Here is a 20,775-nt window from a genome sequence, read left to right as displayed (position 1 = left end):
CGGCCACGGCGAGGCGGCCGAGGGCGCGTGTGGTGTCATCACCTCGTGCGGTGGAACGAGGCAGCGTATGAGGTCATTGGCGACACCGAGGACCGGGTCGACGTACGTGAGGAGCTGGCCGCGCTCGAACGCTGGATCGGTGGCCCGCTACCGGAGGCCGTCCGTGAGTGGTACCTCCTCGGCGGTGATCAGCGGCTCGCCTCGATCAGCTCGAATCTGATCACCCGGACACGGGACTTCACCAGCCACACGCTCAGTCGCTTTCTGGACAACGGATACCTGTTGCTGGAGACCGACAGCCAGCACGGCTGCCGCTGGGTTGTGCCGGTCTCAGCCCCTTACGGCAATCCCCCGGTCTATCTGATCGACCCGGACGATGACGCCTGTGCGACGCGAAGTCGCTATGCCGTCACGTTCTCCGACTACGTTTTCACAGCCGCTTGGGACGCAACGCTCTGGGCGGGTGAACCGGTTGCCGATTTCGACCACCCCCTTCCGCCCGACGCACTGAGCGCGCTGAAGCTCCGTCTCTCCACGCTCCCGGCCACCGAAGGATGGGCGATGAACCAGAGCTGCGACGCGGTGTACCGGTTCGGAGGAACGGCGAAGGTGGCCGTCGCTGTCGAGGGGAGCACCACTCTGTGGAGCGCGATCGCGGCACAGTCCGCCGCGACACGGGACACCCTCGCCAGGCTGATCGGTGCCACGCCGGATGACTGAGCCCGCGTCGCATGCAACGGAGACTCACACGCCAGACCTGCACCGGCGCGGTCGAGCTGTTGCACGAGGTGCAACAGCGCCTGGTTCACGCCTCACAGCCGGATGGACTTCTTGTTCATGAACTCCTCGATGCCGGCCGCGCCGAGTTCCCGGCCCATCCCGGAGCGCTTGATCCCGCCGAACGGCAGGTCGGCCTGCGATCCACCCGCACTGTTCAGGTACACCATGCCGGACTCGATCTGCTCGGCGACCCGGCGCAACCGCTCGGGATCCGTACCCCAGACGCTGGCGCCGAGCCCGAACGGCGAGTCGTTCGCGATCGCGATCGCCTCCTCGTCGCTCTCCGCGCGGAAGACCAGCACCACCGGGCCGAAGATCTCCTCGTAGTAGGCGTCCATCTCGCGGGTCACGTCGGTGAGCACGGTGGCTTCGAGATAGGCACCGGGTCGGTCGATCCGGCGCCCGCCGGTGCGTAGCGTCGCGCCCTGCTGGACGGCCTTCTCGATCTGGCCCGCCACCTCGTCGGCCGCCGCGACCGACGCCAGCGGCGGCAACTTCGTCGCGGGATCGCCGGGATCGCCCGGTACGAAGGTCTCGGCGACGTGTGCGGTCAGCCGGTCGACGAACTCGTCGTAGATGTCGGCGAGCACGATCATCCGCTTCGGCGAGTTGCACGACTGGCCGCAGTTGCGCATCCGGGCGGTGGCGGTCGCCTTCACCGTCGCGTCCATGTCGGCGGTGTCCAGCAGGATCAACGGGTCGGAGCCGCCCAGCTCCAGGACCACCCGCTTCAGGTTCCTACCGGCCTCGGCGGCCACCGAGATGCCGGCCCGCTCGCTGCCGGTCAGGGAAACCCCCTGGATGCGGGGGTCCGCGAGGATCCGGGGGACCTGCGCGCTGGACGCGAAGATGTTCACGTACACGTCCTCGGGCACCCCGGCGTCGTGCAGGATCCGCTCGATCGCGACCGCCGACCGGGGACAGATCGAGGCGTGCTTCAGCAGGATCGTGTTGCCGAGGACCAGGTTCGGCGCCGCGAACCTGGCGATCTGGTAGCAGGGGAAGTTCCACGGCATGACGCCGAGCAGCGGCCCGATGGGGTTCTTGGTGATGACGGCCCTGCCGCCCCTGATCTGGAGTGGTTCGTCGGCCAGCAGCGCGGGAGCGTTGTCGGCGTAGTACCGGAAGATGTCGACGACGACGCCGATCTCACCGCGACCCTCGTTGATCCGCTTGCCCATCTCCAGCGTCATCGTCGCCGCCAACTCGTCGGCGCGTTCGGCGAACAGGTCCGCCGCCCGGGACACGATGCTGGCCCGCTCGGCGATGGGCCGGCGCCGCCACGACAGGTACCCGTGGTGGACGCGATCGATCGCCGCCAGCACCTCTGCCTCGGTCGCGTTCTCGATCTTCTCGACCAGTTCACCCGTCGCCGGGTCGGTGACTGTGTACATAGGAATCCGGGTCTCCGTTCTCTGCCATGCGGCCCCGAGTGCGCGAAGGCACCGGGCTGAACCGCCGTCACACGTCGAGCGCGGGGTGAGGATCGTCCTCCTCGCCCCGTACCCGCACCACCGCCGGGCCGCGCGACGGCGGCGCGGCGGCGGACGCCAGCCGGTCGGACGCGACCCCGACGGCGCCGGGCAGCGCCCGCGCCGTCGGGTCCGGATCGTCCGACCGGTCGCTGTCCGTCGGCCGCCCGACGGATGCGCCGGTGGCGCGTTCTCACCGCTGGACCGTGATGCCCTTGGGGTTGAGGTGGGCGATGTTGCCGCTCTCGGTGCCGTCGGTCGGGTCGATGACGCAGTCGATCAGCGCGGGCTTGCCCAGCGCCAGCGCCTCGCGCAGCGCGGCGGTGACCTCCGCCGGCGTCGTCGCCCGATAACCCTTTCCGCCGAACGCGGCGATCATGAGATCGTGCCGGGCCCGCAGGGCGGTCGGTGCAGGGTCCCCCGAGGGTGACGCGTCATCGCCCCGGTAGACGCCGCTGTTGTTCAGCACGACGGTGACGACGGGCAGGCCGTAGCGGCAGATCGTCTCCAGCTCCATGCCGCTGAACCCGAACGCGCTGTCCCCCTCGATGGCGACGACCGGGTCTCCGCTCTCGACCGCGGCGGCGATCGCGTACCCCATGCCGATGCCCATCACGCCCCAGGTGCCACTGTCCAGGCGGTGTCGGGGCACCCGCATTCCGATGGTGTTCCGCGCCAGGTCGAGCGCGTTGGCGCCCTCGTTGACGACGTACACCTGCGGGTTGTCCCGCAGGACGTCGCGGATGGCCTGGAGGGCGCCCAGGAACCTCATCGGGTGTGCCGTCTCGGCGGCCTTGAGGCGCTTGGCCATCTTGCCGACGTTCTCCGCGGAGCGGGCCGACAGCTCGTCCCGCCACTGGCTCGGCACGGTGATCCGGTCGGGTCCGGTCCGGTCGATCAGGGCCTGCATCACCGAGCCGACGTCACCGACCAGCGGTGCGGCGATGGGCTGGTTGCTGTCCAGCTCGGTGCTGGCGATGTCGACCTGGATGAACTTGGCGTCGGCGTTCCACTGCGGTGCGTCGCCGTGCCCGAGCAGCCAGTTTAGCCGCGCACCGACGAGCATCACCACGTCGGCCCGGCGGAGCGCCAGTGACCTGGTGCTGGCCACCGACTGCGGGTGGTCGTCCGGCAGCAGGCCCTTCGCCATCGACATCGGCAGGTACGGCACGCCGGTGAGTTCGACGAACTGGCGGATCTGCTCGTCCGCCTGCGCGTACGCCGCGCCCTTGCCGAGCACGACGAGCGGCCGCTCGGCGCTCGCGAGCAGTTCGATCGCGCGGTCCAGGGCGGCGGGTTCGGGCAGCTGACGCGGTGCCGGGTCGACGACCCGCCACAGTGATGCCGCGCCCAGGTCCGCGTCGATCACCTCACCGAGGACCGCGGCCGGGATGTCGAGATAGACCCCGCCCGGCCGTCCGGAGACGGCGGTGCGGATGGCGCGGGCCACGCCGCGGCCGATGTCTTCGGCCCGGTGTACCCGGTATGCCGCCTTGGCGAACTGTCGAGCCGCCGCCAACTGGTCCATCTCCTCGTAGTCGCCCCGTTGCAGGTCGACGAGGTGCCGCTCGCTGGAGCCGGAGATCTGCACCATCGGGAAGCAGTTGACCGTGGCGTTGGCCAGCGCCACCAGCCCGTTGAGGAATCCCGGGGCCGAGACGGTCAGGCAGATTCCCGGCTTCTTCGTCAGGAAGCCGGCCGCCGCCGCCGCGTGTCCGGCGGCGCTCTCGTGCCGGAACCCGATGAAGCGGATGCCGGAGGCCTGTGCCAGGCGGGCCAGGTCGGTGATCGGAATGCCGACGACGCCGTAGATGGCGTCGACCTCGTTCAGCTTGAGCGCGTCGACTACCAGATGGATCCCGTCGGTGAGCTTCTTCGCACTTACCAGGCCGTCGGCTTCTGACTCCCGGAGGGAAGCGATGGTCATGATCAGAGTCCTCCATCATCGTCGTGCGCACGGGAAGCGACGTCCTTCCCCTCGCTGTCCCTCGAAGTGCATACCGTATGGGGTAGGCAATAATCGTGGACCATCTGACAGCGGGGTGTCTAGGGGTGGCAGGTACGTTTTCCGGGCAGGCAGCCTCGTACCGGCGCCGAACTGGCGACCGGGGTACGGCCGGCGACGCGGTGGCTTTGGTCACTGGATCGGTTTTTTGTATACCGCAGCCGGTATCCTGGAACCGTCGAACAAGGACCTGTCGCCGGACAGGACGAGCACCAGAGTTGACGAGCACGAGGGTTTGTGGTGACACGGCACCGGGTAGCTCCACAGAGGAGACTACGACGTACCGTTCACACCACGGCCCGGGCCGCCAGGCTGCGGCCCCGCACGGCCGCCGCGGGCGACCCCCGCCGGTCAGCGATCCGGCGACAGACACATATCCGGCCGCCACGCGACGAGGCGCGGCGGCGAAGATCCGGCGACCCGGGGTGTGCCCGGCCCCACCAGGCACACCCGGGTGTCCTGCCGGACCACCGTCCCGGACGGTGTCAAGCCGCCCGGTCCGGCGCGCACGGTCCCGGGAAGCGTCGTTTCCCGGGAAGACCGACAACCAGGAGTGATGCTGTCATGACCACCTGGCGAACGTTCTCGCGTTCCCTGACCCGACTCTCCGACCGGCTGGCCCTGCCGAGCGGATTCCCGGCCGACGGCCGCTCCCTCGGGCTCGGCCTGGCGGCCGCGCTGGAGAACCAGCGTCGGGCCGCCCGGCCGAGCGACGAGGAGATCGAGCGCTTCCTCCGCGGCTCCGCCACGGACGAAGACCTGATCAAGGTCTGACCACCGGTCAGCCCGCGTCCCGGTCCGCCGTCACGGTGTCGTGGGTGGTGGCCTCGGCCTCCACCCCCTCCGTGGCGGCGGACGGCCGTCGCGCCTCGTCCCGCCGGGACTTCGCCAGGCTCGCCACCGTGGTGACCAGCAGCGTACCGACGATCACCCCGAGCGAGACGGCGATCGGCACCGACGGCGCCCAGGAGATCCCGTCGTGGTGCGCCGCCTCCAGCACCAGCTTGACGCCGATGAAGGCCAGGATGAACGCCAGGCCCTTGCTGAGGTAGACCAGCCGGTCGAGCAGGCCACCGAGCAGGAAGTAGAGCTGCCGCAGCCCCATCAGCGCGAACGTGTTAGCGGTGAAGACCAGGTACGGCTCCTGGGTCAGCCCGAAGATCGCCGGGATCGAGTCGAGCGCGAACAGCAGGTCGGTGGTGCCGATGGCGATCATGACGATCAACATCGGGGTCACCATCCGCCGGCCGTTCACCCGGACGAAGACCGACGCGCCCCGGTACGACTCCGTGGTCGGCAGGATCCGCTTCGCCGTACGGAGGGCGAGGTTCTCGGAGAACTCGTCCTCCTGCTGCGGACCGACCAGCTTGATCGCGGTGTAGATCAGGAACGCGCCGAACAGGTAGAAAAGCCAGTCGAACCGGGCCACCGCCTGGGCGCCCGCCGCGATGAAGGCGCCCCGCATCAGCAGCGCCAGCACGATGCCGATCAGCAGCACCTTCTGCCGGTACTGCACCGGCACCGCGAACCGGCTCATGATGATGATGAAGACGAACAGGTTGTCGACGCTCAGCGAGTACTCGGTGAGCCAGCCGGCGAAGAACTGCCCGCCGTAGCTGACCCCGGCCGTCGCCATCACCAGGAAGCCGAAGGCGATGGCGGCCAGCACGTAGAAGCTCACCCAGGCCACGCACTCCCGGAAGGCCGGCTCACGCGGATTGCGGGCGACCAGGTAGAAGTCGAAGGCGATCATCGCGAGGAAGCCGACGATCGTCACGGCCCATACCCAGACCGGCAGGTTCATAACTCTCCCTTGGCTCGGAACACGTGCGGCCGGACGGCGCTCCGACCGGCGGAGCGGGCCCGCCGACGGCTCTCCCGGGCCCTCCACTGCGCCTCGGCGTGCCGCAGGTAGAAGGCGTACAACCGGTCGGCGGCCGGGTTGCGGTGCCTGATCCGGCGCAGCCAGCCCGGCGCGATCCGCTCGTGCAGCCAACTGAAGCCGATCGCGAAGCCGAGACTGACGATCGCCTGGTAGGCGAGGAAGCCGAGCAGGTCCGGCGGGAGCGCCGGCCGGCCGACGAGCATCAGCCCGACCAGCATCTCGTGCAGCACCCGGGCGACCGGGAACCCGATGAACCAGTAGAGCGCCGCCGGGGCGAAGACGCCCGGTGTGGCGACGCCGGAGCCCAGCAGCAGCCCGAAGCCGCCGCCGAGCAGCACCAACGGCAGGCCGAGGCCGAGGCCGGTGGCCAGGGCCCAGCCGACCGGCTGGCCGGCGAGCAGCGCGAGCCCGGCGGCCGCCACCCCGGCGGTCGCCCCGATGCCGGCTCCCGGCAGGGCGAGCTCACCGAGGTGGCGTACTTTGTCGCCGGTCATGCCCTCTCCCCGTTCCGACCGATCACAGCGCTTCGCCGGCTCATATGACCACACCGAACCGGATCAGACTGTAGATCAACATTCCGAGATAGAACACCGCGCCGAAGCCGATCACGGCGTTCTGCACGATGCCCGGCCGGATCGGCTTGGGCAGCATCCGGTTGTTGACCAGCAGCAGGACGACGCAGTACGCGCCCATCGCGAAGGTGGAGAGGAAGGCCAGTACGTCGAGGATCGCCCCCGGGCCGTCCGCCGGACCGAAGTTCAGGATCAGGATGCCGAACGCGATGACGCCCCAGAGGAACCCGGCGTAGAGCTTCGACACGCTGAACCGCTTCGCCCCGGGTACGAAGTGGTAGGTCATGTCCGCCTGGCCCCGGGAGAACGAGTCGAAGAGGCCGAGCGTGGCGTTGAGACCGATCAGCGCGATGAACCCGAGGAAGACCCCGTGCAGCACCGGCGCACCGGCCGAGGCGAACGCGTCGGCCATCGCGGTCAGCGCCGCCTCCCGCTCACCGTCGCGGATCACGTCCCCGACGCCCGGGTTCTCCCGGACGGCGGTCTGGGCCAGCACCGTGAACGAGATGGTGACGAGCATCGTGACGCCCCAGAAGAGCAGCAGGGCGTCGAAGGTGACCCAGCGCCGCCAGCCCTTCCACTTCTTCATCTCCTCCGGGTTGTCCGTGTCGAACATGAAGCCGCGGGACGGCATCTCCTCCTGCTCGCCCGCGTGCCGCAGGCCACGGATCTTCGGGATGTGCGCGCCCATGCCGGCTCCGGAGTCCCGCAGGTGCAGCGTGTACCACATCTGCTGCATGCCGGACGGGCCGGCGAAGGCGATCGCACCGACGATCACCGGGAACCAGGCCGCCGACATCGCCTCGCTGGGCAGGTATCCGAAGTGGAACATCCCGGCGAGGGTCGTGGTGACGTCGCTCCACTGGCCGACGATCGAGGCGACCACCGAGGTGCCGACCACGAGTACGCCGATCAGGATCCCGAGCAGGCTCTCCAGCAGCGGGTAGATCACCTTTGCCAGGCTGAACACCACACCGACCAGGATCAGCCCGACACAGGCGCTGACGGTCCAGGGTATCCCGGTCACCTCCTCGAAGGCGGCGGCGCCGGTGGAGAGGTGTCCGGGCCAGATGTAGACCAGGATCGCCACGCTGAAGAAGAACCACATCAGTGGTTTGAAGACCCGGGCGGCCCCGAAGAAGATGCTCTCCCCGGTGGCCATCGCGTACCGGGCCATCTCCAGCATCACGAAGGCCTGCAGGGTGACACCGATCAGGAAGAGCCACCGGATCTCCGGCCCGAAGATCAGGACCAGCCGGGGCCACATGTACGACTCGCCCATGCCCACGCCGAGCGCGACGAGGAACACGGTCGGGCCGAGCAGGTGGATCGAGGGCGGAGCCTTCGGCAGTTCCCGGATCGGCATCGGTTCGAGCCGTCCGGCCCGCCACACGCGCTCCTCGGCGGGGGGTGCTGGTGGGGCGGTACCGCCGCGCTGCTCGGGCAACGCGGCGGTACCGGCCGCCGGGGTGGTACTTGTCGGCTGAGTTGGGTAAGGGCTGTTCGAAGCGTCCACGCTGGACCTCCTGGGGACTGTGACGTCGTACGGAGCCGGAGGACGGGCCGGTTCCGACGCTTGTGTCCGTTGACCCTTGGCCGCGGAGCGGGTCGCCGTGTCGCTAGTGGCCCCTCCAACTGCCTGGTCGGGTGGAACTGTGCATTGCTCAGCTGCCGCCCGGTTGGCTGCCGAGCAGACCGGCGGAACGTGCCCACCGGTACTTGGCGCCGAGCACCGCGACCGGCTTCTCCGTGGTGTACGGATAGGCGACGATCCCGTGCCGGTACAGGTGCTCGCTGGCCTCCTCGACCTCGACGTCGCCGGCGAGGGAGGCGACCACCGGCTTGTGGATGCCCTTGGCCCGGAACTCCTCGACCACGTCGACGACCAGCTCGGCGAAGACCATCGGCGGGGTGACGATGGTGTGCCAGTAGCCGAGGATCAGCGAGTGGATCCGGGGGTCGGACAGGCCCAGGGCGATGGTGTTGCGGTAGGTGGCGGGCGGCTCGCCGCCGGTGATGTCCACCGGGTTGCCGGCCGCGCCGAACGGCGGGATGAACCTGCGGAACGCCTCGTCGAGGTCCGGCGGGATCTCCATCAGGGTGAGCTTGTTGTCCACGCAGGCGTCCGAGAGGAGTACCCCGGAACCGCCGGCGCCGGTGATGATGACGACGTTCTCGCCCTGCGGGGTGGGCAGCAGCGGGATGCCCCGGGCGTACTCCAGCAGGTCGTTCAGGCCGGGGGCCCGGATCACACCGTTGGAGCGCAGGATGTCGTCGTAGACCTTGTCGTTGCCGGCCAGCGCGCCGGTGTGCGAGCTGGCCGCCCTGGCGCCCTGGTCGGTGCGGCCCGCCTTGAGCACCACCACCGGCTTGGTCTTCGAGACCCGGCGGGCGGTGTCGGCGAACGAGCGGCCGTCCTTGAGGTCCTCCAGGTGCATGGCGATGAGCTGGGTGTTCGGGTCGGTCTCGAAGAAGGTGAGCAGGTCGTCCTCGTCGATGTCGGCCTTGTTGCCGACCCCGACGATCGCGGAGACGCCCATCCGGGCGGCCCGGCTGAAGCCGAGGATCGCCATCCCGATGCCGCCGCTCTGCGAGGAGAGCGCCACCCCGCCCTTGACGTCGTACGGGGTGCAGAACGTCGCCGAGAGGTTCTCCGGGGTGTAGTAGTAGCCGTAGATGTTCGGCCCGAGGATGCGTACGCCGTGCTCGCGGGCGACCCGGACGACCTCGGCCTGCAACTCGTGGTTGCCGGTCTCACCGAAGCCGGACGGGATGAGGATCGCCCCGGCGACGCCCTTGGCGCCCACCTCGGCCAGCGCCTGCGGCACGAACTTGGCCGGGATGGCGAAGACCGCCACGTCGACCGGCCCGGGCACCTCGGAGATGCTCCGGAACGCCTTGCGATCCAGGATCTCGCTGGCCTTCGGGTTGATCGGGTAGATCTCGCCCTGGTAGCCGCCGTTGACCAGGTTCTTCATCACCGAGTTGCCGATCTTGCCGGCCTCGGCGGAGGCGCCGATCACCGCGACCGAGGCGGGCCGCATGATCCGGTTCATGCTGGCCAGGATCTCCTCGTCGGTGAACCGCTCCGGCTGGGTCGCGGCGGCCGGGTCGACCAGGATCCGCACGTCGACGGCGGTCGCGCCGGAGGCGGTGGCGAGCACCGGGTTGAGGTCCACCTCGGCCAGCTCGGGGAAGTCGGTGACCAGGTGCGACAGTCGTACCACCAGGTCGGCCAGCACCTCCCGGTTGGCCGGCTCGGCGCCGCGTACGCCACGCAGGATCTCGGCGGCGGCGATCCCGTCGATCATCGACAGCGCGGTGTCGGTGTCGGTCGGGGCGAGCCGGAACTGCACGTCCTTGAGCACCTCGACGAGTACGCCGCCGAGGCCGAAGGCGACCACCTTGCCGAAGGTCGGGTCGGTGACCGTACCGACGATGACCTCGTGGCCGGAGTCGAGCTGCTGCTGCACCTGCACTCCGATGATCTTGGCATCCGCCTGGTACGACCGCGCGTTGCCGATGATCGTGTCGTACCCCGAAGCCACCTCCTCGGCGGTGCGCAGCCCCACCAGCACGCCACCGGCCTCGGTCTTGTGCAGGATGTCCGGCGAGACGATCTTCAGCACCACCGGCAGTCCGATCTGTTCGGCAAGCACCACCGCCTCCTCGGCGCTGCCGGCCAGCCCTTCACCCGGCGTGGCGATCCCGTACGCCTCGACCACCAGCCGCCCCTCGGGGGCGGTCAGCGAACTGCGGCCCTCCGTGGCGGCCTGGTCCAGCACCCGCCGCACTGCCTCGCGGTCGTAGCTGCTGTCGTTGGTTGGCATTACGTCGTCTCCTTCAACAACGCCGGTGCCGGCGGGGCCGGCGGGCCGGGGAACGTGCGGGTTCTGGTCGGACGGAACCGCCTGCGGCGGTGTGGTGCCGGACGCCGTCACCGGCGCCCGGCGACCTCAGACGGCGCCGGCGGCGCGCAACTCGCCGACCTGCTCCTCGGTGTAGCCCAGCTCGCCGAGGACCTGGACGGTGTGCTCGCCGAGCAGCGGCGAGCGCTCCACCTCGACGTACGAGTCGGAGAGCTTGATCGGGTTGCCGACGGTCTTGTACGCGCCCCGCGCGGGATGTTCGACCTCGACCACCGAGCCGAGCTGGGCGAGGGTCTCGTCCTCGATCAGCTCCTTCGTCGACAGGATCGGCCCGCACGGGATGTTGTACGCGTTGAGCTTCTCCATGACCTCCTGCTTGGTGTGCCGCTCGGTCCACTCCTCGATCAGCGCGAACGCCTTGTCGAGTTTGGAAAGCCGCACCTGCGGGGTGTTCCAGGCGGGGTCGTCGGCCAGTTCGGGCTTGCCGATCAGCTCGCAGAGCGGCTTCCAGCCCACCGGTTGGATGATCACGTAGATGTAGTCGTTCGGCCCGCCGGGGGCGCAGCGCACCGCCCAGCCGGGCTGGCCGCCGCCGGAGGCGTTGCCGGAGCGCGGCACCTCGTCACCGAAGTTCTCGTTCGGGTACTCCCCCAGCGGGCCGTGCGCCAGCCGTTGCTGGTCACGCAGCTTGACCCGGCAGAGGTTGAGCACCGCGTCCTGCATGGCGACCTGCACCCGCTGGCCCCGCCCGGTGCGGGTCCGCTGGTAGAGTGCGGCGAGGATCCCGGCGACCAGGTGGATGCCGGTGCCGGAGTCGCCGATCTGCGCCCCGGTGGCGGTCGGCGGCCCGTCCTCGAAACCGGTGGTGCTCATCGCCCCGCCCATCGCTTGGGCGATCACCTCGTACGCCTTGAAGTTGGCGTAGCGGCCCGGCCCGAAGCCCTTGATCGAGGCGTAGACCAGACCGGGGTTGATCTCCTGTAGCCGCTCCCACGGGAAGCCGAACCGCTCCACCACGCCGGGGCCGAAGTTCTCCACCAGGATGTCCACTCCGGAGACCAACCGGGTGAAGACCTCCTTGCCCTGCTCGTTCTTCATGTTCAACGTGATGCTGCGCTTGTTGCCGTTGAGCATTGTGAAGTAGAGGCTGTCGACGTCCGGGATGTCGCGCAGCTGGGTGCGGGTGATGTCACCCTGTCCCGGTGCCTCCAACTTGATCACGTCCGCGCCCAGCCACGCCAGGATCTGCGTGGACGAGGGGCCGGACTGCACGTGCGTCATGTCGAGGACCCGTACGCCCTCCAGCGCCTTACCCATACCAACCTCCTGTGCGCGCCCCGCCCGGCAATGCCGGCCGTGGAGCTGATGCCTCGGTTGCCCTGCCGTCGCGGTTGCCGACCGGTGACCCGGTCCTTCCTTGGGATTGCATACCGTATGAGGTAGGCAATATCGTGGCCCATGTAACAGCGGGGTGTCTAGGGGGTAGCGGGACGTTTTCCGCCGAAGTCAGCGAGGCCCAGGCGGTGCGACCCCCGTTCGTCAGCGCGGGCCAGAGCCCGATCCGCTCCCCGGCACCCCGACCCCGGTCCGATCCGCACATCCGGTCCGGTCACCACTCCCCCGTCTCTCCGCCCGCCCGTCCGGCAACCGTCCGGCGGGCCGTCGGAGGCAACCCACCGAAGGTCGAGAAGAAGGGAGGCCCGGTGGACCTGTTGGAGCACCAGGCACAGGAACTCTTCGCCACGCACGGCGTACCGGTCAGCCGGAACAGGGTGGCCAGCACCCCCGACGAGGCGCACGCCGCCGCCAGCGAGATCGGCGGACGCGTGGTGGTCAAGGCACAGGTCAAGACCGGCGGCCGGGGCAAGGCCGGCGGGGTCAGACTGGCCGACGGACCGGACGCGGCCCGGGATGTCGCCGGCCGGATCCTCGGCATGGACATCAAGGGCCACACCGTGCACCGGGTACTGGTCACCGAGGCCAGCGAGATCGCCGACGAGTACTACGTGTCGTTCCTGCTCGACCGGTCCAACCGGTCGTTCCTGGCCCTCGCCTCCGCACAGGGTGGCGTCGAGATCGAGCAGGTGGCGGCGGAGAACCCGGAGGCGCTGGCCCGGGCCCAGGTGGACCCGGGCGACGGCTTCGACCTGGACAGCGCCCGCCGGCTGGCCGCCGCGGCCGGCCTGCCCGACGAGGTACGCGAGGACGTGGCCCGGGTGCTCGTCCGGCTCTGGCACGTCTTCCGGGCGGAGGACGCCACCCTGGTCGAGATCAACCCGCTGGCCCGGCTGGCCGACGGCAGCGTACGCGCCCTGGACGGCAAGGTGACGCTTGACGGGAACGCCCGGTTCCGCCAGCCCGGGCATGCTCGGTACGTCGACATCGGCGCCACCGACCCGTTGGAGGTCAGGGCGGCCGAGAAGGGACTCAACTACGTCAAGTTGGACGGCTCCGTCGGAGTGATCGGAAACGGCGCCGGTCTGGTGATGAGCACCCTCGACGTGGTCGCCTACGCCGGTGAGCGGTACGGCGGCGTCAAGCCGGCCAACTTCCTCGACATCGGCGGCGGCGCCTCGGCCGAGGTGATGGCGAACGGACTGGAGATCATCCTCGGCGATCCCGACGTACGCAGCGTCTTCGTCAACGTCTTCGGCGGGATCACCGCCTGCGACGCGGTCGCCGACGGCATCGTCGCGGCGGTCGGGCTGCTCACCGGCCGGGGCGAGACGATCAGCAAGCCGCTTGTCGTCCGGCTCGACGGCAACAACGCCGCACAGGGGCGGCAGATCCTCACCGAGGCGGCGCTACCGGGCGTACGGCTGGTGGACACGATGGACGGAGCGGCGCGGCTCGCCGCCGAACTCGCCGGCAAGGGGGCGTGACAGCCATGGCAATCTTCCTCACCGAGAAGAGCAGGGTGCTGGTGCAGGGAATCACCGGCACCGAGGGGACCCGGCACACCCGCCGGATGGTCGCGGCCGGCACCAACATCGTCGCCGGGGTCACCCCGGGCAAGGGCGGCCGGGACGTCGACGGCATCCCGGTCTTCGACAACTGCGCCGAGGCGGTCCGGGCGACCGGGGCCGACGTGACAGTGGTCTTCGTCCCGCCCCGGTTCGCCAAGGCGGCCGTACTGGAGGCGGTCGACGCTCGCCTCGACCTGGCCGTGGTGCTCACCGAGGGGATCCCGGTGCACGACACCGCCGAGTTCTGGGCGTACGCGCAGAGCACCGGCAACCGGACCCGGATCATCGGTCCGAACTGCCCGGGGCTGATCAGTCCCGGACAGTCCAACGCCGGGATCATCCCGGCCGACATCACCAAGCGGGGCCGGATCGGCCTGGTCAGCAAGAGCGGCACCCTGACCTACCAGATGATGTACGAGCTGCGCGACTTCGGCTTCTCCACCTGCGTCGGCATCGGCGGCGACCCGATCGTCGGCACCACGCACATCGACTGCCTCCAGGCGTTCGAGGACGATCCCGAGACCGAGGCGATCGTGATGATCGGCGAGATCGGCGGGGACGCGGAGGAGCGTGCGGCGGCGTACATCGCCGAGCACGTCAGCAAGCCGGTTGTCGGCTACGTCGCCGGGTTCACCGCGCCGGAGGGCAAGACGATGGGGCACGCCGGGGCGATCGTCTCCGGCTCGTCGGGTACCGCACTGGCCAAACAGGAGGCGCTGGAGGCGGTCGGCGTACGGGTCGGCCGGACCCCGTCCGAGACCGCCGCCCTGATGCGCGAGACGTTGCTCGCGCGCTGATCCGCGAGCCGGTAAGGAAGGGCCCCTTCATATCGCATTCTGTATATGCGGGGGCCCTTCCTTACACGCTCGGGGGGTCAGGCGGTGGGCGCCGGCGTAGACGTTCATGGAGTTGCCGCGGAGGAAGCCGACCAGGGTGAGGCCGGCGTCATCGGCCAGCTCGGCGGCGAGCGAGGATGGCGCGGAGACCGCGGTCAGCGCCGGGATGCCGGCCATCACCGCCTTCTGCACCAGCTCGAACGAGGCCCGCCCGCTGACCATCAGCACCGTGCCGCGCAGCGGCACCCGGCCGTTGCGCAGTGCCCAGCCGACCACCTTGTCCACCGCGTTGTGCCGGCCGACGTCCTCGCGCAGGCAGTGCAGCCGCCCGTCGGCGGAGAAGAGTGCCGCCGCGTGCAGCCCGCCGGTCCGGTCGAAGACCCGTTGCGCGGCCCGCAGGGTCTGCGGCAGCGCGCTGACCACGTCGGGGTCGAGCCGCAGCGGATCGTCGGCCACCGACCAGGCCGCGACGGTACGCACCGCCTCGAGGCTGGCCTTGCCGCAGAGCCCGCAGGAGGAGGTGGTGTAGAAGTTGCGCTCCAGCGACGGATCCGGCACTGCCACCCCGGCCGCCAGCACCACGTCGACCACGTTGTAGGTGTTCACCCCGTCGGCGGTGGCACCCGCGCAGTAGCGGATCCCGGCGATCTCACCTGTGGCGCGTACCACGCCCTCGCTGACCAGGAAGCCGGCCGCCAGGTCGAAGTCGTCGCCGGGGGTACGCATCGTCACCACCAGGGACCGCCCGTTGACCCGGATCTCCAGTGGCTCCTCGGCCGCCAGCGTGTCCATCGGCTCGCTGACCTCGCCGTCGACGATCCGGACCACCCGACGTCGACTCGTCACCCGTCCCATTTCGCCACCGTCCCATTTCGCCATCCCACCGCTGTCGCAGCCGCCCGGTCGGCCCCGATCCTCGGTGCGGGCCGACCGGACTTTCGTCGGAACTAGAGCTGGTCGGCGCGAAGCGGTGACGGCAGCCGGACCATCGCCAGTCCGGGCTGGCGCATCCAGCGGGTGAGCGCCGCGCCGAACAGCCCCAGCGAACCGGCCACCAGGAACGGCAGTACCGAGTCCGGAGTGGTCACCACCAGCCCGGCGAGCACGATTCCGAGCAGCCCGCCGACCGCCTTGCCGGTGTAGACGATGCCGTAGTTCGGCACCGTGGCGGCGTCGCCGAACCAGTCCCGCACCAGGCTGACCAGCAGCGAGTAGCCGGCTCCGGTACCCGCGCCGGCCAGCGTGGCGAAGCCCACCACGGCGGCCGGGTGGTTGTCGTTGGCCGCCGCGGCGAGCAGGCCGAACTGGGCGATCCCGCCAACCAGCAGGGAGAGGCCCAGGGTGCCGCGTCGGCCGATCCGGGCGGAGAGCGAGCTGGTCACCGCCCGCCCGATCCCGTTCGACGCGGCCAGCGCGCCGATCCCGGCCACCAGGGTCAACACCGGCAACCCCTGGGTGTACGCGGCACCGGCCAGATACGCGATGTCGAACAGCGCCATCGTCGCGGTGAGTACCACCACCACGAACATCAACGGCAGCATGCCGCTGCGTACCGCCGCGCGGGGCGGGTAGGGGCGGGCGGCGGGACGGTTGTGCGGGATGCTGCGGTTGAGCCGCCGGTCGACAGCCCAGCGCTGCGGGTCGATGTGCGCCGGCCACCAGTTGCGGGGCGGCTTGCGCATCAGCACGCCGCAGCCGGCCACCACCACGGAGACGGCGACGGCGGTGCCGGTCAGCACAGTGCCCCGGTTGCCGGTCTCCAGGCCGTAGCCGGCGAGCACGACGAACGGGATGGAGCCGTAGCCGAAGGCCGCACCGACCACCGCCACCCGGCCGGCGACCCGCTCCGGGAACCACTCGGTGACGCAGGCGATGCAGGTCATGTAGACGAGTCCGGCGCCGGCACCGCCGAGCACGGAGTAGCCGAGCAGCACGGTGCCGAGGTCGCTGCGGTGCGCCAGGGTGAGCAGTGCGCCGAGGCAGCAGGCGGCGCCGACCAGCATCGGCACGGCCAGCCGGCCGCCCAGCCGTTGGTACCACCAGCCGGCCAGCGGTGAGCTGGCCGCCTGGCAGGCCACCCAGACCGCGAGTACGGCGAACGCCTGCCACAGGCTCCAGCCGTTCGCCTCGACCAGGGTGGGCAGGGCTGCGCCGTAGCCGTACTGGAACAGGCTGATCGCCAGCATCGCGGCCCAGGGCAGCAGCAGCATCCACGCCCGGGACCGGCCCAGCAGGGCGCGGTCGGTCTCGCCGACCCGGTAACGGCGGCCGTAGAGGTCGCTGACCTCGCGCACCGCCGTGTCGTTGCTGGAGTCCGTCATCTGGTGCCTCCAACTGGCCACTGTATACTGTATGTTGAGTGCACTATTCTCTACCACGGACGTGGAACTGTCCAGGTCGATCCCGCGGACGAGGAGACGGCATGAGCGCGCTTGACGATCCCGAGGCGGCTGACCGACCGACCCGGTCCGCGCGGCGGTGTTCACGGCCGGACGCCGGACGATGAGCCCGGTGGCCTGGCCCGAGGCCCGGCGGTACGCCCGGGGCGCCGCCCGACCCCTCTGCGCCGAGCAACGGCCGCTCCCCGAGTCTGTCGGAGCCGCCCTGGCGGTGCCGCTCGTCGCCCTCTCCCCACTGCCCGGCTACGACTGCGCCGCAATGGACGGGTACGCGGTGGCCGGAGCCGGCCCGTGGCGGCTCACCGGGCGGGTACTCGCCGGAGATCCGGGCATGCCGACCCCGCTGGCCGCCGGAGACGCCGTCGAGATCGGCACCGGTGCCCTGGTCCCGCGCGGCACCGACGCGGTGCTGCCGTACGAGCGGGCCACCCGGACGGGCCGGACGGTGCACGGCGAGATCGAGCCCGGCCGGCACGTACGCCGCCGGGGCGAGGACTGTCCGGTCGGTCAACAGGTGCTGCCCGCCGGTACCGTCGTCAACCCGGTCGTGCTCGGGCTGGCCGCAAGTCTCGGGCACGACACGCTTACCGTGCACCGGCAGCCCCGGGTCGGCATGGTGGTCACCGGAGCCGAGCTGCGTACCGCCGGAATCCCGACCGCCGGGCAGGTCCGGGACGCGATCGGGCCGATGCTGCCGGGGCTGGTCCGGGCAGCCGGAGCCGAGCTGGCCTGGTCCACCCGGATCGCCGACGACGCCTCCGCGCTGGTCGCCGCGTTGCTGCGCTCCGACGCCGACGTGCTGGTGGTCTGCGGAGCCACCTCGGCCGGCGCCGCCGACCACCTGCGCCGGGCCCTGGACACGCTCGCCGCCGAGGTCCCGGTACGCGGCGTCGCCTGCCGACCGGGACATCCGCAACTCCTGGCCAGCCTGCCGGACGGCCGGTTCGTGGTCGGGCTGCCCGGCAATCCCTTCGCGGCCCTGGTCGCCGCGCTGACCCTGCTCTCCCCGTTGCTCGGCCGACTGGCCGGGCGTACCGAACCGGCACCCCTGACCGCGACGCTGGCCGGGCCGGTGGCACCACACGACCGGGACACCAGGCTGGTGCCGGTGGCCCGGGTCGGGTCGGCGGCGCTGCCGGTCGGGCACGACCGTCCCGGCTCGCTCTGGGGGGCCGCCGGGGCGGACGCGCTCGCGGTCGTCCCGCCGCGCTGGGCCGGTACCGAGGTCGAACTGCTTCCGCTGCCCACTGCGGAGAGCGCACCGACCTCGCCGCCGGCACCTGTCACGTGCCGTCCGGTCGTCGCCGCCACCGGGTCCGCACCGGCTACCTCCTGACGCGTCGGCCAAGGAGAAGATCACCGCTGCCGGCGGCTCGTCGAGGCGCCCCGGCCGTCTGTTTCAGGGTCCCGGCCCAGCGGCGGGCGGTTGGTCGAGTCGCTGACGAGGCTCGGCTGCCGGGCGGGGCGTCGGATAGCCTGTCGCGATGACTGCCCGGCCCGCCCGCTTCGGTGGCCGCGCCGACGTGGTCCTGGCGGTGGTGCTGGACTGTGCCGACCTGGCTCGTGCGGCGACGTTCTGGTGCGGCGCACTCGGATACGTCGCCGCACCTCTCACACCCGGCCGTTACCGGCGGCTGCTGCCGGCGAACGGCGACGGCGTGGAGCTGCTCTTGCAGCGGGTTCCGGAGCCCAAGCGGGACAAGAACCGGATGCATCTGGACCTGCGGGTCCCCGACCTGGAGGCAGAGGTGGCCAGGCTGCTCGCGCTCGGCGCCCGCTGCCTGACGGAACGTCCCGTCGAGGAGGACGGCTGGGTCTGGCACGTGCTCGCCGACCCCGACGGCAACGAGTTCTGCGTGCTGCGGCCACCGGCACCCACCAGCGGGCAGCCAGCCACCCCGGAGTGACCCGGCTCAGCGCCGCCGGGCCGGCCCGGACGGGTCCAGCCAGTCGGCGGCCAGCAGCTCCGCGACCTTCTCGACCAGTTCGGCGGCGCGGTGCAAGCAGGCCGCCGGATCCGGTTCGACAGCGGTGAGCGGATAGGCCGCCCGGATGCCGGCGTCCCGCAACTGCTCCGGGCCGACACCGAGCTGACCGGCGACGGCCACGGTGGGCACACCGGCCCGGGCGGCCGCACCGGCCACCCCGACCGGCGCCTTGCCACGCAGGCTTTGGGCGTCAAGCGACCCCTCACCGGTGACCACCAGGTCGGCGCCGGCCACCGCCTCGGGAAAGCCCAGCAGGTCGAGCAGGAGTGCGATGCCGGGCCGGAACCGCGCACCGAGGAAGCCGAGCGCGGCGAACCCGACCCCGCCGGCCGCACCGGCACCGGGCCAGCCGCTCACCCGCCCCGCCGGCCCACCGGACCGAGTCGGGTCGGCCTCCCCGATCGCCCGCTCGGCCAGGTCGGCCCAGCGGGTCAGCGCCGCCGCCAACACCTCGACGTCATCGGCGGTGGCACCCTTCTGCGGGGCGTACACGGCGGCGGCGCCGGACGGGCCGAGCAGCGGGTTGTCCACGTCTGCGGCCACCACGAAGCGGGTACGCCGGACCGCCGGATGCAACCCGGTCAGGTCGACCCGGTGCAGGTGGCGCAGGGCCGCACCACCAGGTGGCAGCTCCGCGCCCCGCTCGTCGAGCAGGCGTACCCCGAGCGCGCCGACCAGCCCCGCCCCGCCGTCGGTACTGGCGCTGCCGCCGAGCCCGAGCACCACCTCCGAGCAGCCGTACTCCAGCGCAGCCCGGATCACCTCACCGGCGCCTCGGCTGCTCGCGTGCAGCGGATCGGGTACCCCGGCCGGCAGCCGGCGCAGCCCACAGGCGTCGGCCAGCTCGACCACGGCGACGCCGTCGGCGTACCCGAAGGCGGTTTGCAGCACGGCGCCGGTCGGGCCGGCGACGGAGACCGGGATCCGGCGGAAGCCGGCCGAGACCGCCGCGTCGAGGGTGCCGTCGCCGCCGTCGGCGACCGGGAAGCCGCGTACCTCGATGCCGGGTGCGGCCCGGCGCAGCCCGACGGTCAGGTGCCGGACGACCTCGGCGGCGGTCAGGGAGCCCTTGAACTTGTCAGGTGCCAGCAGCACGTGCCCCATCGGCCTGGCCGGTGCTAGCCGGAGGCGCGCCCGGAGAGCTGCTCGACCAGTTTGAGCAGCGCACTGTGGTCGAGGCCGCCGTCGCCCTGTGCCTTGAGCGCGGCGATGAGCTGGGCGACCGCCGCACCGAGCGGGATCACCACCCCCGCCTCCCGGGCCGCCGAGGTGACTATGCCCATGTCCTTGTGGTGCAGGTCGATCCGGAAGCCGGGCTGGAACTGCCGGGCCAGCATCCCGGCCGCCTTGCGGTCCAGGATCCGGTTGCCGGCCAGGCCGCCGGCCAGCACCCGGACCGCCGCCTCGGTGTCCACCTGGTACGCCTCGAGGAAGACGATCGCCTCGGCGACCAGCTCGATGGTGCCGGCCACGATGAGCTGGTTGGCCGCCTTCACGGTCTGGCCGGCGCCGGCCGGGCCGACGTGCACGACGGTGCCGCCCAGCACCTCCAGGATCGGCAGCGCGGCGGCGAAGTCCACCGGCTCGCCACCGACCATGATGGAGAGGCTGCCCTCGATCGCGCCCACCTCGCCGCCGCTGACCGGAGCGTCCAGCGCCCGCACCGAGCGGGTCCGGGCGGCCTCGGCGACCTGCCGGGAGGTGCCCGGCGAGATGCTGCTCATGTCGACGTAGAGCTGCCCGGGTCGGGCGTTGGCCAGCACGCCGTCCTCGCCGAGGGTGACCGCCTCGACATCGGCGGAGTCGCGGACCATGGTGATCACCACGTCGACCTGGCGCACCAGCTCACCGATGCCGGCGGCGACCTTGCCACCGGCCTGTTCCAGCGCGGTGTTGCGGGCCGGGCTGACGTCGTGGCCGACGACGTCGTGACCGGCCTTGACCAGGTTGGCCGCCATCGGGCCGCCCATGATGCCGAGGCCGATGAATCCGATGCTTGCCAT

The 20,775-nt window shown here is 71.0% G+C and carries 17 protein-coding genes; 6 read left to right on the top strand and 11 right to left on the bottom strand.

All coding sequences use genetic code 11. The annotated features are described in order from the left end of the window. Window positions 1–45: 45 nt before the first annotated feature. A complete protein-coding gene (locus CLT71_RS01410; protein ID WP_101365488.1) occupies window positions 46–720 on the top strand; it encodes an SMI1/KNR4 family protein in 675 nt (224 codons plus the stop codon). A gap of 92 nt (window positions 721–812) precedes the next feature. On the opposite strand, the gene CLT71_RS01405 is transcribed toward CLT71_RS01410, so the two are convergent. Next, window positions 813–2,174 carry an NAD-dependent succinate-semialdehyde dehydrogenase gene (locus CLT71_RS01405; protein ID WP_101365487.1) on the bottom strand — a complete coding sequence of 454 codons (1,362 nt, stop codon included), beginning with the start codon at window positions 2,172–2,174 and terminating at the stop codon, window positions 813–815. Window positions 2,175–2,445: 271 nt separating this feature from the next. Further along, window positions 2,446–4,179 carry an oxalyl-CoA decarboxylase gene (oxc, locus tag CLT71_RS01400; protein WP_101365486.1) on the bottom strand — a complete coding sequence of 578 codons (1,734 nt, stop codon included), beginning with the start codon at window positions 4,177–4,179 and terminating at the stop codon, window positions 2,446–2,448. 642 nt (window positions 4,180–4,821) lie between these two features. Here oxc and CLT71_RS01395 point away from each other — a divergent pair. Further along, on the top strand, window positions 4,822–5,031 hold the full coding sequence (locus CLT71_RS01395; protein ID WP_101365485.1) for a hypothetical protein: 210 nt from the start codon (window positions 4,822–4,824) through the stop codon (window positions 5,029–5,031). A 7-nt stretch (window positions 5,032–5,038) separates the two neighbouring features. Here the strand turns inward: CLT71_RS01395 and CLT71_RS01390 are convergent, their stop codons facing one another. From CLT71_RS01390 to frc, 5 genes are all read right to left on the bottom strand, one after another. After that, complete coding sequence (locus CLT71_RS01390; RefSeq protein ID WP_101365484.1) at window positions 5,039–6,061, bottom strand: TerC family protein; 1,023 nt, start codon at window positions 6,059–6,061, stop codon at window positions 5,039–5,041. After that, window positions 6,058–6,636, bottom strand: coding sequence for a hypothetical protein (locus CLT71_RS01385; protein ID WP_101365483.1), 579 nt, complete (start codon window positions 6,634–6,636; stop codon window positions 6,058–6,060). The genes CLT71_RS01390 and CLT71_RS01385 overlap by 4 nt, the downstream gene beginning before the upstream one ends. Before the next feature lie 40 nt (window positions 6,637–6,676). Beyond that, window positions 6,677–8,230 (bottom strand): Nramp family divalent metal transporter, encoded by a 1,554-nt coding sequence (locus CLT71_RS01380; RefSeq protein ID WP_199187469.1) that lies wholly within the window; start codon window positions 8,228–8,230, stop codon window positions 6,677–6,679. A 148-nt stretch (window positions 8,231–8,378) separates the two neighbouring features. Beyond that, window positions 8,379–10,544, bottom strand: coding sequence for an acetate--CoA ligase family protein (locus CLT71_RS01375; protein ID WP_101365482.1), 2,166 nt, complete (start codon window positions 10,542–10,544; stop codon window positions 8,379–8,381). Window positions 10,545–10,670: 126 nt separating this feature from the next. Continuing rightward, window positions 10,671–11,900, bottom strand: a complete 1,230-nt coding sequence (frc, locus tag CLT71_RS01370; RefSeq protein ID WP_101365481.1) for a formyl-CoA transferase — start codon at window positions 11,898–11,900, stop codon at window positions 10,671–10,673. Window positions 11,901–12,286: 386 nt separating this feature from the next. Between frc and sucC the strand changes: the two genes are divergently transcribed. After that, a complete protein-coding gene (gene sucC, locus CLT71_RS01365; RefSeq protein WP_101365480.1) occupies window positions 12,287–13,465 on the top strand; it encodes an ADP-forming succinate--CoA ligase subunit beta in 1,179 nt (392 codons plus the stop codon). A 5-nt stretch (window positions 13,466–13,470) separates the two neighbouring features. Then, window positions 13,471–14,346, top strand: coding sequence for a succinate--CoA ligase subunit alpha (sucD, locus tag CLT71_RS01360; protein ID WP_101365479.1), 876 nt, complete (start codon window positions 13,471–13,473; stop codon window positions 14,344–14,346). A 27-nt stretch (window positions 14,347–14,373) separates the two neighbouring features. Here sucD and fdhD read toward each other — a convergent pair whose 3' ends face one another. Both fdhD and CLT71_RS01350 read right to left on the bottom strand, forming a co-directional pair. Next, window positions 14,374–15,240 (bottom strand): formate dehydrogenase accessory sulfurtransferase FdhD, encoded by an 867-nt coding sequence (gene fdhD, locus CLT71_RS01355; RefSeq protein ID WP_101365478.1) that lies wholly within the window; start codon window positions 15,238–15,240, stop codon window positions 14,374–14,376. 92 nt (window positions 15,241–15,332) lie between these two features. Next, window positions 15,333–16,706 (bottom strand): OFA family MFS transporter, encoded by a 1,374-nt coding sequence (locus CLT71_RS01350; protein ID WP_101365477.1) that lies wholly within the window; start codon window positions 16,704–16,706, stop codon window positions 15,333–15,335. Window positions 16,707–16,896: 190 nt separating this feature from the next. Between CLT71_RS01350 and CLT71_RS01345 the strand changes: the two genes are divergently transcribed. Then, window positions 16,897–18,120 (top strand): molybdopterin molybdotransferase MoeA, encoded by a 1,224-nt coding sequence (locus CLT71_RS01345; RefSeq protein WP_199187468.1) that lies wholly within the window; start codon window positions 16,897–16,899, stop codon window positions 18,118–18,120. A 148-nt stretch (window positions 18,121–18,268) separates the two neighbouring features. After that, the gene (locus tag CLT71_RS01340; protein WP_199187467.1) at window positions 18,269–18,691 is read left to right on the top strand and encodes a VOC family protein; all 423 of its coding nucleotides are present in this window, start codon (window positions 18,269–18,271) and stop codon (window positions 18,689–18,691) included. Between the two features lie 6 nt (window positions 18,692–18,697). Here CLT71_RS01340 and CLT71_RS01335 read toward each other — a convergent pair whose 3' ends face one another. Together CLT71_RS01335 and CLT71_RS01330 are read right to left on the bottom strand one after the other, a co-directional pair. Next, entirely contained in the window at window positions 18,698–19,867 is a 1,170-nt protein-coding gene (locus CLT71_RS01335) for a glycerate kinase family protein (RefSeq protein WP_199187466.1), read from the bottom strand. A gap of 23 nt (window positions 19,868–19,890) precedes the next feature. Then, entirely contained in the window at window positions 19,891–20,775 is an 885-nt protein-coding gene (locus CLT71_RS01330) for a 2-hydroxy-3-oxopropionate reductase (RefSeq protein WP_101365475.1), read from the bottom strand.

The organism is Plantactinospora sp. CNZ320 (genome assembly GCF_002846275.1).
This window is presented reverse-complemented; position numbering and strand designations above follow the sequence as displayed.

Coding starts and splice junctions, on each gene's coding strand:
- CLT71_RS01385 (WP_101365483.1), bottom strand. CDS start 6,636: ATGACCGGCGACAAAGTACGCCACCTCGGTGAGCTCGCCCTGCCGGGA.
- CLT71_RS01350 (WP_101365477.1), bottom strand. CDS start 16,706: ATGACGGACTCCAGCAACGACACGGCGGTGCGCGAGGTCAGCGACCTC.
- CLT71_RS01340 (WP_199187467.1), top strand. CDS start 18,269: ATGACTGCCCGGCCCGCCCGCTTCGGTGGCCGCGCCGACGTGGTCCTG.
- CLT71_RS01330 (WP_101365475.1), bottom strand. CDS start 20,775: ATGGCAAGCATCGGATTCATCGGCCTCGGCATCATGGGCGGCCCGATG.
- CLT71_RS01405 (WP_101365487.1), bottom strand. CDS start 2,174: ATGTACACAGTCACCGACCCGGCGACGGGTGAACTGGTCGAGAAGATC.
- CLT71_RS01375 (WP_101365482.1), bottom strand. CDS start 10,544: ATGCCAACCAACGACAGCAGCTACGACCGCGAGGCAGTGCGGCGGGTG.
- frc (WP_101365481.1), bottom strand. CDS start 11,900: ATGGGTAAGGCGCTGGAGGGCGTACGGGTCCTCGACATGACGCACGTG.
- fdhD (WP_101365478.1), bottom strand. CDS start 15,240: ATGGGACGGGTGACGAGTCGACGTCGGGTGGTCCGGATCGTCGACGGC.
- CLT71_RS01395 (WP_101365485.1), top strand. CDS start 4,822: ATGACCACCTGGCGAACGTTCTCGCGTTCCCTGACCCGACTCTCCGAC.
- oxc (WP_101365486.1), bottom strand. CDS start 4,179: ATGACCATCGCTTCCCTCCGGGAGTCAGAAGCCGACGGCCTGGTAAGT.
- sucD (WP_101365479.1), top strand. CDS start 13,471: ATGGCAATCTTCCTCACCGAGAAGAGCAGGGTGCTGGTGCAGGGAATC.
- CLT71_RS01390 (WP_101365484.1), bottom strand. CDS start 6,061: ATGAACCTGCCGGTCTGGGTATGGGCCGTGACGATCGTCGGCTTCCTC.